Below are 13,395 nucleotides of genomic sequence, written 5' to 3' on the forward strand. Positions count from 1 at the left end.
AACTATCATGACTAAACTTTCATATCGTTTATTACCATTCAACAAACGGCTTTTTCTTTCAGTCATCACTTTGTTTCTCGCTTTTGCTGTCTGCTTTATGCTGTTTCAGTATCAGCGCGAAAAGTCATACAAAAGTGAACTGCTGAATACACAGTTGCAGAACTATAATGCGCAATTATATGATTTTATCAGCGAAAACGATAATTTCAGCGTAGATACTTTGCAACACTATGTTACTACGCATATGATTCCTAACCTGCGGGTAACACTTATCACTTCCGAAGGTGAAGTGCTTTACGACAATACCCAAAAAGAAATCAGACAGTTTAAGAATCATAGCTCGCGCAAAGAAGTACAAGATGCCCTGATGTACGGCAGTGGATATTCTATCAGCCGTTACTCAGAAAGTCTGAACGGAGAAGAATTTTTTTATTCGGCACGTTATTATCCGGCCAAACAAATAATAATACGCTCAGCCCTTCCTTACAATGTAAGTCTGAGCGAACATCTGCGTGCTGATTCCGGATTCATCTGGTTTACTATTATCATCAGTTTGATACTGATGTCTATCTTCTATCGTTTTACTCATAAACTGGGAACTTCTATCACCCAGTTGCAGCAATTTGCATTAAAGGCTGACCGAAACGAACCGATAGATCTTGATATTCTGGAATCATTCCCAAAGAATGAACTTGGAGAAATATCACAACATATCATCAAGATATATAAACGACTGCACCGGGCTAAGGAAGCACTGTATATCGAACGTGAAAAACTGATATCGCATTTACAGACATCACACGAGGGATTGGGAGTATTTACCCGCGAACGAAACGAAATTCTGGTAAATAACCTGTTTACTCAATATGCAAATACGATATCCGACCATAACCTGACTTCTACCGAAGAAGTTTTCTCCATTCCGGAACTGGCTCCTATCACGGATTTCCTGAACCGAAACGAAGGAAATTTTCATAAGGAAGAAAAAAGATTTTCACTGCATATCGACAAAAACGCACGTTCGTTTTCAGTAGAATGTATTATTTTTCAGGATCACGCCTTCGAAATTTCCATCATAGACGTGACGCAGGAAGAAGAACAGGCTCGACTGAAACGCCAGCTTACACAAAACATCGCTCATGAGCTGAAAACTCCAGTGAGCAGTATACAGGGATATCTGGAAACAATTTTGAATAACCCTAACATAACACCGGCTACCATGCATACGTTCTTGGAACGAAGTTACGCACAGAGTAACCGCCTTACTATACTTTTACGGGATATTTCTGTACTGACACGTATGGATGAAGCTCCACATCTGGTAGAAATAGAAACAGTCAACCTGAGCAAGTTGATAGAAAACATGTTGAATGAAGTTGCATTGGGATTGGAAGAAAAACAAATAAAAGTTGTAAACAAACTTCCTTTCAACCTGATACTGACCGGAAACAACTCGCTGATTTATTCTATTTTCCGTAACCTGATGGATAATGCTATTGCTTATGCCGGTACGAACATAACAGTTACAATCAACTGCTTCCGTGAAGATGAAAAATTTTATTATTTCAGCTTTTCCGATACGGGAGTTGGAGTTCCGGAAGAACATCTGAACCGTTTGTTCGAACGCTTCTACCGAGTAGACAAGGGACGTTCAAGAAAACTGGGAGGAACCGGACTGGGACTTGCCATCGTTAAAAATGCCGTCTTGTTCCACGGAGGAACTATCTTCGCCAAGAACAATCCTCATGGTGGACTTGAGTTCGTCTTTACTCTACAAAAAAACAAAGAGGCATAAAAACAAAGAAAACATATCAATCTATATTTAAAAAACTAAGGCCGCTTTCAACTGATTATCAAACAGTTAAAAGCAGCCTTATTCTTTATTCAAAACTTCAGCATATCTTCATCAAAACTTCTCGATATTTTTCTAAAAATCGTACAAATGTTAGAGAAATTTGTACGAAAAATTACTGAAACTTCCTGACATATATATCATAAGAATTAACAATCCAGCACACACCAGGTGCAAACAAAATCAGGGGAAGCTATATAATGTATATCAAAATGAATTTGTGAGGAAGTTCGCAACTCGTGCCCCTCACATCTGCCGTCCGTCTGAAGCTGGAATGGAACAATACGAAGATGCTCCAGAAAATCAACTCCTTGTTCATCGAGCAACTTATACATGGTTTCTTTTGCCGACCACTGGACAAGCAGATAAGCAGTATCGGATGAATGGCGAAGTTCGTCCGGATACATAAACCGACCGGCAACTTTCCGAACACGATTGGAAATATACTCGATATCAACTCCTACTTCGTATGTAGCATGGAGCCCAACAGCAACATATCCTCGCGTATGAGAGATTGTAATATGAAAACTTCCGTCGGTCAAAAATGGCTTTCCTGAAGAATAATGAGAAATATGTTTTTCTTCTCCACAAACAGCACGAAGCAATACCCGCACAGCAAGATATTCCAACTGGCGTGCCTCCGACTTCAACTGCGACAATTCTTCATCGTATGGCAAAGAAGCAACCAGCATTTTTCTCAACTCTTCGGCAGTTTCCTCAACGCGCCAGATAGCGAATAAAGCTCCGTTTTCAATCCACTTTTTAAGAAGAGGCATAGATCAATCTTTCTTTTCCTTACTTGTATTCATTCCTACAGTGACTTTCACCTTTACTATACGACGAACATCCATTTCGAGGATTTCAAAACGGTAACGGTCATAATTTATTACTTCATGCAGAACGGGAAACTCTCCTTTCAACTCCAGCAACAGTCCAGCCAATGTATCGGCATCTCCAGCTACTGCTTCAAAATCATCCGGATTGATTTCTGCCAGTTTATAGAAGTCGGAAAGCAAAGTCTTTCCTTCAAAGATATATACGTTCTCCGAAATCTTCACATAGGTACGTTCTTCTTCATCGTACTCATCGTTTATCTCACCCACGATTTCTTCGATAATATCTTCCATCGTCACAATGCCCGATGTTCCTCCAAATTCATCTACCACGATGGCAATATGAATTTTGTTGGCCTGAAAATCGCGAAGCAAATCGTCTATCATCTTCGTTTCAGGGACAAAAAACGCCGGACGTATCAAATTCTGCCATTTAAAGTCGGCTCCTTTATCCAAATAAGGGAGCAAGTCTTTGATATATAAAACACCTTTAATGTTATCGCGCGACTCTTCATATACGGGTATTCTGGAATAAGCATTTTCCACGATGCATTTTATAACCTCCGGAAAGGGAGTGTTTATTTCCAGATCTACAATATCAAGTCTTGAAGTCATGACTTCTTCTGCTGTTTCCTCACCAAAACGAATAATGCCTTTCAGCATATTGCTTTCTTCGGATATTTCATTCTTGTCGGTCAGCTCTAAAGCCTGCGACAGTTCATCGACCGAGAGATTGGGAACCTTACGTTTTTTGGTAAGCTTGTTTATCAAAAAAGTGGAATGTACCAGCAAATTCGACACGGGCTTAAAAACAGAACGCAACAGATAAACAACCGGTGCTGCTTTACGGCAAAATTTCAACGTATTTTGTGCAGAATATATTTTCGGCATGATTTCCCCGAAAAGCAACAACAGAAAAGTAAGCACAACCGTTATGAGCAAAAACTCAAGTAACTGAGCATCGCCAAAATCTATCACGCTGGCAAAAAAGAAATTGCACAACATGATTATTGTTACATTGACAAAGTTATTCGAAATAAGAATGGTAGCAAGCAAACGTTCCGAATCATCAAGCAAAGCTCTAATGCGTGAATCAGAAGGATGCTCATTTTCATCCACCTTACTCAGATCGGAAGGGGACAACGAAAAAAAAGCGATTTCGGATGCCGAAACAAAACCAGAAGCATACAATAATAGAATTGCAAGAATCAATGCAATTATAGCCCCCATAGAAGGGGGAACGACGGTCACTCCGTCACATAAATCCTGTAAGTAGGATATACACGAGTCAGGGTCCAAGGAATAAATATTTAGTTAAACATCAATTTTCTTTTTTCTCTTTCGCCGCAAGTCTGTACTGTCTGAAATATCTTATACAAGTAATATACCAGACTATGCCGCTTACGGAGAAAGAGCATTCGGCTTTAGAACGGCAAATCATCGGAAGCGTCAGCCGTTTGTACCGCTTGTGCCGATGAAGGCTGCTGAGGAGCGACACCCGGCTGCATTGGCTGTTGTGCCGTGCCAGCCTGAGTTGTACGCGGAGTAAGCATCTCCATATTATCGGCAAAAATCTCTACAATATAACGCTTGATTCCGTTCTGATCGTCATAAGAACGAGAACGGATTTTTCCTTCAATATACAGTTTGTCACCTTTATGAACATATTTTTCTGCTGTTTCGGCAAGGCCACGCCACAAGACAATATTGTGCCATTCTGTACGCTCCGGAACTTGTGTACCGTTCGCCAATGTATAAGCACGGTCTGTCGTAGCCAAGGGGAATGTTGCCACCGCTACACCATTATCCAAATAACGTACATCGGGATCCTTTCCCACATTGCCTATCAACTGAACTTTATTTAATGACATAATTTACTTTCTTTTAAATATTTGGCTTCAAAATTAGAGAAAAAAAACGAGAAGTCAAGCGCGATACGGGAAATTTATGTAAGTCGTCAATCAAAACTCTCTGATATTCTTTTCCCAGCATACTTATTTCAGACAATACAACTTCATAACAATCAGCATAGATAATCCGATGCGACAGCACATGCTTCACTCCTTCTGCCACCAACCTGATATTATCTATCTGACACCCTCCAAACAAACGTTCAAACTCCGGAATCTGAAGAATATGTTGCCCGTCAAGTGGAGCCTCTGTTTCTATCAAAGGAAATTCATACAGATTATGCCAGATGTCGCCTGCCCCGCGCTTATATATATAGGTATAAGCCCCTGCACGTACATAGAAATAATGAAAATAGCGATTAGAAACTTTTGTTTTATGCTTCTTGCAAGGTAACTCATCTACTATGCCTTTCTGCAAAGCCACACAACTGTCAGACAAAGGACAAAATAAACACGAAGGTGAAGACGGCACACACTGAAGTGCTCCAAAATCCATAATAGCCTGATTATACAATGCAGGCTGTGCTTTATCCAGCAGTTCATCAGCCAGCTCCGCAAATAGTTTTTTACCGGAATTTGTATCAATCGGCTCTTCTACTCCCATCCAACGCGATATCACTCTATACACATTGCCATCGACAACGGCACAAGGCATATCATAGGCAAAGGAACAAATAGCCGCTGCGGTATAATCGCCTACTCCTTTCATTTTCCTGACTCCTGCATATGTATCAGGGAATGCGCCCTCCCGGGCAATCGAACGAGCAGCCTCATGCAAGTTTCTGGCACGGGAATAATAACCCAGCCCCTGCCAATATTTCATCACCTCATCTTCATCAGCATCTGCCAAGGTCTGGAAATCGGGAAAACGTTCTATAAACCGGCAGTAGTAGTCATATCCTTGCGCTACCCGCGTTTGTTGCAGAATAATTTCAGATATCCATATTTTATAAGGATTTTTCGTATTTCTCCAAGGCAAATCACGTTTATTCTCTTTATACCAATTTATAATCTTGTCGCTCAGCAAACTCATCCAAAATGTTTTTTCAATATTTATACCAGTCAAATTTTCAGCAAAAATAAAGGTTTTAGCAAAGCACAAGCCACTTTTTATAAAATTTGTTCGAAAGAAATTTTTCTGAGAACGAGAAAAGCTATATATTTGCAATCCAAAAAATTAAGATAACGTATAACAATAATTATTAGCGAAATGACTAAAGCAGATATTGTAAACGAAATTGCTAGAAACACAGGTATTGACAAGGCAACAGTCCTGACCACACTTGAAGCGTTTATGGATTCAGTAAAAGAATCGTTGTCAAACGATGAAAACGTATACCTTCGTGGTTTCGGTAGTTTCATTGTGAAGAAAAGAGCGCAGAAGACTGCCCGTAACATTTCAAAGAATACAACTATTATTATTCCGGAGCACAATATTCCGGCATTTAAGCCAGCTAAAACATTTACTCTTTCAGTAAAGAAATAAATTAACATTAGTATTAACCCTATAAATTTTTAAAAGTATGCCTAGCGGAAAGAAAAGAAAAAGACATAAAATGTCTACACACAAACGTAAAAAAAGACTAAGAAAGAACAGACATAAAAGCAAAAAATAATTGTTAGTCTGTCCGACTTCAATAAAGAACAAACTTGTAAAGCTCCTACTAGTCTTTCAGGTTTGTTCTTTGTGTATGTGATAATACAGACTTTACAGACAAGTTTCCAATCTAAACTATTCATCTTACCGAAACATGTTACGTCTGTATATTTCGAAAAGCATTATTAACATTCTAAAAACTAAGTAACAAGTGACAAGCGAATTAGTAGTAGATGTACAGCCTAAAGAAATCTCTATTGCGCTCTTGGAAGACAAGAACCTGGTAGAGTTCCAGAAAGAAGAACGAAATCTGTCTTTCTCGGTTGGCAATATGTACGTAGGCAAGATACGCAAGCTCATGCCTGGACTGAATGCCTGTTTTGTGGATGTAGGTTTCGAAAAAGACGCTTTCCTTCACTACTTAGACCTCGGACCTCAATTTAATTCTTACCAAAAGTATCTGAAGCAGGTCATCAGCGACAGAAAAAAACTTTATCCAATGTCGAAAGCATCGATACTGCCCGACATTGATAAGGATGGAACCATTTCGAACGTTTTACAGCAGGGACAGGAAGTCATCGTACAAATCGTAAAAGAACCTATCTCAACCAAAGGACCGCGACTGACATGTGAACTATCTTTCGCCGGACGATACCTTGTCCTGATTCCGTTCAACGATAAAGTTTCTGTTTCCCAGAAAATCAAATCAAGCGAAGAACGCGCACGCTTAAAGCAATTATTGCAAAGCATCAAACCGAAAAACTTCGGAGTAATAGTACGTACCGTAGCAGAAGGAAAGCGTGTTGCAGAACTGGATGCAGAACTGAAAGTATTACTGAAGCATTGGGAAGATACCATCTCAAAAGTACAAAAGGCAACCAAACTGCCTTCATTGGTATACGAGGAAACAAGCCGCACGGTAGCCATGCTGCGCGACTTATTCAACCCTTCGTATGAAAATATTTATGTAAACGATGAAAGCGTTTACAATGAAGTAAAAGATTATGTAACGCTCATTGCTCCCGAACGTTCGGGAATCGTGAAGCTTTACAAAGGACAACTTCCCATTTTCGACAATTTTGCAATAACCAAGCAAATCAAATCTTCGTTCGGTAAAACGGTTTCATACAAAAGCGGAGCTTATCTTATTATAGAACATACAGAAGCTTTGCATGTGGTAGATGTAAACAGTGGCAACCGGTCCAAATCCGGCAACGGTCAGGAAGCCAATGCGTTGGACGTAAATTTAGGTGCAGCAGACGAACTTGCCCGACAACTCCGCCTGAGAGATATGGGAGGTATCATCGTTGTCGATTTCATTGATATGAATCTTGCCGAGAACCGACAAAAACTATATGAACGCATGTGCCAAAACATGCAGAAAGACCGAGCAAAACACAACATATTGCCACTCAGCAAATTCGGATTAATGCAGATTACCCGTCAGAGAGTTCGTCCTGCCATGGACGTCAATACCGATGAAGACTGTCCGACGTGTTTTGGAAAAGGGAAAATAAAGCCCTCCATATTATTTACAGATACATTGGAAAGTAAAATTGACTACCTGGTCAATAAACTGAAGGTCAAGAAATTTACATTACATATCCATCCCTATGTTGCCGCTTACATCAATCAAGGAATAGTTTCCTTAAAACGTAAATGGCAAATGAAATTCGGATTTGGTATAAAGATAATACCTAATCAAAGCCTCGCTTTCCTGGAATATAAATTCTATGATATGCATGGCGATGAACTTGACATGAAAGAAGAGTTCGAAATAAAATAACTCTGATACAAGAAAGGGAAAAATAAATATCCTAAGAAGTGCGGACGGATGCCTTACCATAAAGGGTGTCCGTCCGTTTTTATCCGGAACAGAGCAAAATCATTTTCCACTCACACACAAAAAGATTATTTTTGCATATAGAATCATCTAAATCTCCAATTTGAGCGTATGAAAAAAAAGAAATTCACACTGGAAGTTCCAGGAAATGCAAAAGAAATATTGCTTCACACATGTTGTGCCCCCTGCTCGTCAGCTATCATCGAATGCCTGATGCAACATGACATACGCCCTACCATTTACTATTGCAATCCAAACATCTATCCACTAGAAGAATATAACATTCGCAAAAATGAATGTTCGCGTTATGCACAGTCGTTAGGACTGGATATCATCGATGCAGATTACAATCACGAGGCATGGCGATGCACGGTTCAAGGACTCGAAGGAGAGCCAGAACGGGGCGGACGCTGTCTGCAATGTTTCAAAATGCGGTTACTCGATACAGCACGATATGCTCACGAAAATGGATTTTCTGTAATTACTACCACACTTGCTTCTTCACGTTGGAAAAGCTTAGAGCAGATTAATCAGGCAGGAAGATATGCAGTAGAGAATTATCCGGACGTCATCTGGTGGGATCAGAACTGGAGAAAAGGAGGATTAAGCGAACGGCGTATTGCTATAATAAAAGAATATGGATTTTACAACCAGCAATATTGCGGATGCGAATTTAGCATGCGTAAAGAGGAATCCCCCTCTCTATAACATCTCGATAATCAAAAAAGCATAACTCACTCATAATAAGCAGCTTTTCTACATATACTCCAATCATACGCAATGAATAATTAGTCAAATATTTGACTAATAAGACTAAAATTCGTACTTTTGCAGTTCAAAAGTAAAAAGATAATCATGAGAGAAGGAGGAGAGTTTAGAGAGTTAATGCTGCAGGTATTCCGCACTCGCATGTCTTTCCGTAGAGCCATGCAACGAACTTTAAAAAGGAATAATGCAGGAATCACATTCGAAATGCTACAAATATTAAGTAGCCTGTGGCACGAGCAAGGTATCACCCAGCAAGTTTTAGCGGAACGAACAGCCAAAGACAAAGCATGCCTGACTAATCTGATGAATAACCTGGAAAAAAAAGGATACGTATGTCGTAAAGAAGATCCCGCAGACCGGCGTAGCAAATTGGTTTACCTTACAAAAGAAGGCGAAGAATTCCGTAATCAGATTCGGCCCATATTGGATCAAGTATATGTAAATGCAGAACAAATAATAGGGCTTGATAGCATCAGAACCATGATGTCCGAATTAAAATCCGTATATGATGTACTCGAAAATATATAAATACTTACTTGTCTTTCTACTTTCAGGAAGTTATTGTAAAAGCATAGCTTCTCCAGCTGATTCATTGTTTCTTACCGTGGATGAGCTGTTCCGTCTAGGTGTGGAAAACAGTTTGAAACTCCAGGCGGACAAAGTACAGGAATCAATGGCACACGAGCAGGGAAAGACAGCACGTACTTCACTGTTACCCGACTTACAGATAGGGCTTAACGGAGGTGTTATAGGACAACCCGTTGTTTTCCAGCATGGCTTATCAGACGCAACCTATCCAGATACTCCCGACTGGTCACAAAATTATGCCATAAATTTTACTCAACCTTTATATCAAGGAGGTAAGATACGATATGCTATACATAAAGCAGATCTGAAAAAAGAGATAGCCTCTCTTCAGACCGTAACAGACCGTGCTGATATAAAGCTCAATCTCTTGGAGCAATATATGAGCTTGTTTAGTTTATTCCGCCAGCACGACGTATTAACCCGAAACACTGAAGAATCAGAACGTCGGCTGAAAGATATCAAGCAGATGAAAAAGGAGGGACTCATAACAAATAATGATGTACTTCGAAGCGAAATGCAACTTACTAACGACCGCCTTTCACTTACAGAAACGGAAAATAGTATCGCACTTGTATCTCAACAGCTGGATATCTTACCAGGAATTAACGAAAACTGCTTGTTATTGCCAGATACAGCCTTGCTCTACCGTTCCATTGCCCTTGAAAAATACGATGACTACGTAGCACAAGCTTGTATGAATGATCCGGGAATATTACTGTTACGCAAGCAAACGGAAGTTGCACAAAACGATGTCCGTCTGGCAAAAGCTGAATACCTGCCAAACATATCGCTTTATGCAGCGAATACACTGGCACGTCCTATCTCGAGAACAATGGCCGACATGTATAATAATAATTGGAACATAGGCTTGTCTGTATCATACCCTCTTTCGTCATTAGACAAAAACAACCATAAGACTAAAGAAAGTTAACTTGCGGTAAGACTTAGCCAGAACATCGAAGAACAAAGGGTGCAGCAAATCAAAGTTAATGTACGTACGGCCTACCTTCGTCATCATGAAGCACTGCAACAGGTAGAAGCATTAAAACTCTCTGTCAAACAGGCAGAAGAAAACTATCGTATCATGCAAAACCGCTATCTGAACCAGCTGGCCATACTGACAGATTTACTGGATGCTAACTCTGTCCGTCTGAATGCAGAACTTCAGCTCACTTCAGCCCGTACCCGGGTTATTTATACTTATTATCAACTGGAACGCGCCTGCGGACGCTTGTAATTCACAAACTTAATCCCAAGCACTATGTCTGAACTAGAAATTAAACAGAAAAAACTAAAGAAACTGCGTATTCGCAATTTCATTTTGAATACCATCTGTATCATCCTGGCTTGTTCGGGATTATGGTGGACTGCCACTTATTTTTGACGGTACATAAATTATGAAGTAACAAACGACGCTTTTGTCGATCAATACGTCATACCCTTGAATATCCGCGCAACAGGATATATCAAAGAAGTTCGCTTTAAGGAACATCAATTTGTCCATCAAGGAGATACCCTGTTAGTTCTCGACAACCGTGAGTATCAAATAAAGGTAAAAGAAGCAGAAGCTTCCCTACTCGACGCTCAAGGTTCGAAGGATGCACTCCACTCAGGCATCGAAACCTCACATACAAACATTGCCGTACAGGAAGCAAACATTGCCGAGGCAAAAGCCAAATTATGGCAACTGGAACAGGACTATCATCGCTTCGAACGGTTACTTTAAAGAGGAATCTGTACCCGAACAGCAATACGAACAAGCCAAAGCTGCTTACGACGCAGCACAAGCACGCTATCAGGCTTTACTCGAACAAAAACGTGTAGCATTGTCACAATATTCGGAAGCAAGCAAAAAGAATACCAGCGCTGAAGCAGCTATCCTCCGCAAAGAAGCCGACTTAGACTTGGCACGCCTGAATCTCTCGTATACTGTTGTGACTGCTCCTTACGATGGATATATGGGGCGACGTACCTTGGAGCCCGGACAGTTTGTACAGGCAGGACAAACCATTTCGTACCTGGTCCGCAACAAAGATAAATGGATTACTGCAAACTATAAGGAAACGCAGATTGTAAACATTTACATCGGACAACCGGTACGCATTAAAGTAGACGCTTTGCCTGGAAAAGTGTTTGAAGGAAAGGTTACAGCTATATCAGAAGCAACCGGCTCAAAATATTCGCTTGTTCCCACAGATAATTCTGCCGGCAACTTTGTAAAGGTACAACAACGTATTCCAGTCCGTATCGATATTATCAATATCAGTGAAGAAGATGCACAACACCTGCGTGCCGGAATGATGGTAGAAACAGAAGCATTACGCAAATGACAAATATGAGAGAACTGGGATTACCCTTACGTAAGTGGGTTCCCAACTGGCTGGCATTGATAAGTATTTTCATTATTATTCTTCCTATAACGATGCTCAACGGTTCGTATACAGGAAGTATGCTTGAGGTATCCAGCACACTAGGTACCAATACAGAAGATATAACAATGGGATATTACGCTGCTTCGGCAGGCATGGCAATAGCCTATCCCATCGTACCGAAAGTCCTGTCTGCTTTCTCAGTCAAGTTTCTTTTGCTCGCCGATCTGGCTTTGCAATTTATATTAAGCTGGATATGCGCCCGCTCGCAAAGTGCGGATATTCTGATTGTTGCCAGTTTTGCCATAGGCTTTCTGAAAGGATTCCTCATGCTTTGGTTTATCCGACATGCACAAAAGATATTCAGTCCGAAAAATGTCCGTAGCGAATTCTACTCATACTTCTATCCATTAGTATATGGAAGTGGCCAGATATCTATGGTGCTCACAGCAGAACTTGCCTATCATTACAACTGGAAGTACATGTATTATTTTATGATGCTTCTGTTGTTATTGGCTATATTGCTGGTAATAGTCTGCTATCGCCACAACCGCCCGTTACAGAAAATTCCCATAGAAGAATTGCATCTGCGGGAGATGTTCGTAATCGCTATCGGTCTGCTGATGCTGATGTATGTCATCAATTACGGAAAAATACTCGACTGGATGTCATCCTACAAAATCTGCGCTTACATTGCCATAGCACCGATTCTGATAGCTTTTTTTGTCTGGATGCAATATCATTCCGAAACTCCTTATGTCAATCTGGCTCCCTTATATCAACCTAAAGCTATAGTTGGCTATTTTTACATGATGCTCATCATGTTTTTCAGTACATCAACCACATTACTGACGAACTACATGACATCTATTCTAAAAGTAGACAGTACACACTCTTATGTACTTTATATCTGGCTTTTACCCGGATATATACTAGGAGCATTCATCTGTTTCTGGTGGTTCAGATGGCAACGCTGGCGTTTCCGTTTTTTCATTGCTGGAGGTATGGCATGCTTCGCTATTTTCTTCGGCATCCTTTATTTCGGTATTTCGCCTGAAAGTACATACGAAATGTTGTTCTTTCCCATCTTCCTGCGTGGATTGGGTATGCTGGCTCTGATTATAGCCTTCGCTCTGTTTGCCGTAGAAGACTTGAATCCGAAGTTCCTGCTTTCGAATGCTTTCTTTCTGATAATATTCCGTTCTGTACTAGCTCCTATCATAGCTACATCTTTTTACAGTAATACGCTATACAGGCTACAGCAAAAATACATGCACTCTTTATCCGAGACCATAACGATGGCTGATCCTCTGGCTGCCTCGAAATTCTCACAATCGCTTACAAGCGGCCTGGCTCAGGGACACGAATATAGTGAAGCTACCCAACTGGCAACAACCTCGCTCTATACTACTTTGCAGCAACAGAGTCTGCTGCTGGCATTAAAAGAGATACTGGGGTGGCTATTTATCATTACTCTGATAATCGCTATTATTTCACGTTTTATACCTTTCCATAAAACAATTAGAGTTACCTTTGCCAAAACAGGAGATGATATGGTATAACAAAAAACAAAATAAAAATGACTATCAAAAGAATTATAGTATGCAGCTTGGGGATTTTATCATTTGCCCTCAA

Annotated in this window: 10 protein-coding genes and 2 pseudogenes; 8 read left to right on the forward strand and 4 right to left on the reverse strand. The window is 40.4% G+C overall.

The genetic code is table 11. The annotated features are described in order from the left end of the window. Window positions 1-7: 7 nt before the first annotated feature. Complete coding sequence (locus ACDG22_RS13930; RefSeq protein ID WP_022126374.1) at window positions 8-1,795, forward strand: sensor histidine kinase; 1,788 nt, start codon at window positions 8-10, stop codon at window positions 1,793-1,795. 206 nt (window positions 1,796-2,001) lie between these two features. On the opposite strand, the gene ACDG22_RS13935 is transcribed toward ACDG22_RS13930, so the two are convergent. The 4 genes from ACDG22_RS13935 to mutY all read right to left on the reverse strand — a co-directional run bounded on the left by ACDG22_RS13935 (window position 2,002) and on the right by mutY (window position 5,628). Beyond that, window positions 2,002-2,628 carry a 4'-phosphopantetheinyl transferase superfamily protein gene (locus tag ACDG22_RS13935; RefSeq protein WP_022126373.1) on the reverse strand — a complete coding sequence of 209 codons (627 nt, stop codon included), beginning with the start codon at window positions 2,626-2,628 and terminating at the stop codon, window positions 2,002-2,004. A gap of 3 nt (window positions 2,629-2,631) precedes the next feature. After that, complete coding sequence (gene gldE / locus ACDG22_RS13940; protein ID WP_022126372.1) at window positions 2,632-3,984, reverse strand: gliding motility-associated protein GldE; 1,353 nt, start codon at window positions 3,982-3,984, stop codon at window positions 2,632-2,634. A gap of 125 nt (window positions 3,985-4,109) precedes the next feature. After that, window positions 4,110-4,556, reverse strand: coding sequence for a single-stranded DNA-binding protein (locus ACDG22_RS13945; RefSeq protein ID WP_007571667.1), 447 nt, complete (start codon window positions 4,554-4,556; stop codon window positions 4,110-4,112). Between the two features lie 13 nt (window positions 4,557-4,569). Further along, a complete protein-coding gene (gene mutY, locus ACDG22_RS13950; RefSeq protein ID WP_040312246.1) occupies window positions 4,570-5,628 on the reverse strand; it encodes an A/G-specific adenine glycosylase in 1,059 nt (352 codons plus the stop codon). A 177-nt stretch (window positions 5,629-5,805) separates the two neighbouring features. Between mutY and ACDG22_RS13955 the strand changes: the two genes are divergently transcribed. From ACDG22_RS13955 to ACDG22_RS13985, 7 genes and pseudogenes are all read left to right on the forward strand, one after another. Next, the gene (locus tag ACDG22_RS13955; protein ID WP_007571669.1) at window positions 5,806-6,081 is read left to right on the forward strand and encodes an HU family DNA-binding protein; all 276 of its coding nucleotides are present in this window, start codon (window positions 5,806-5,808) and stop codon (window positions 6,079-6,081) included. A gap of 322 nt (window positions 6,082-6,403) precedes the next feature. Further along, window positions 6,404-7,978, forward strand: a complete 1,575-nt coding sequence (locus tag ACDG22_RS13960) for an Rne/Rng family ribonuclease (protein ID WP_007571670.1) — start codon at window positions 6,404-6,406, stop codon at window positions 7,976-7,978. A 168-nt stretch (window positions 7,979-8,146) separates the two neighbouring features. Then, window positions 8,147-8,743 (forward strand): epoxyqueuosine reductase QueH, encoded by a 597-nt coding sequence (locus ACDG22_RS13965; RefSeq protein WP_022126370.1) that lies wholly within the window; start codon window positions 8,147-8,149, stop codon window positions 8,741-8,743. A 147-nt stretch (window positions 8,744-8,890) separates the two neighbouring features. Next, window positions 8,891-9,331, forward strand: coding sequence for a MarR family winged helix-turn-helix transcriptional regulator (locus tag ACDG22_RS13970; RefSeq protein ID WP_007571672.1), 441 nt, complete (start codon window positions 8,891-8,893; stop codon window positions 9,329-9,331). Next, window positions 9,312-10,628: pseudogene (locus ACDG22_RS13975) on the forward strand (TolC family protein). Before ACDG22_RS13970 ends, ACDG22_RS13975 begins: the two are co-directional and overlap by 20 nt. Window positions 10,629-10,652: 24 nt before the next feature. Next, window positions 10,653-11,721 (forward strand): annotated as a pseudogene (locus ACDG22_RS13980) (HlyD family secretion protein). Further along, window positions 11,718-13,322, forward strand: coding sequence for an MFS transporter (locus ACDG22_RS13985; RefSeq protein WP_270230887.1), 1,605 nt, complete (start codon window positions 11,718-11,720; stop codon window positions 13,320-13,322). Before ACDG22_RS13980 ends, ACDG22_RS13985 begins: the two are co-directional and overlap by 4 nt. The last annotated feature ends 73 nt before the right edge of the window (window positions 13,323-13,395 follow it).

It is taken from the genome of Phocaeicola coprocola (assembly GCF_041333015.1).
Taxonomy (GTDB): domain Bacteria; phylum Bacteroidota; class Bacteroidia; order Bacteroidales; family Bacteroidaceae; genus Phocaeicola; species Phocaeicola coprocola.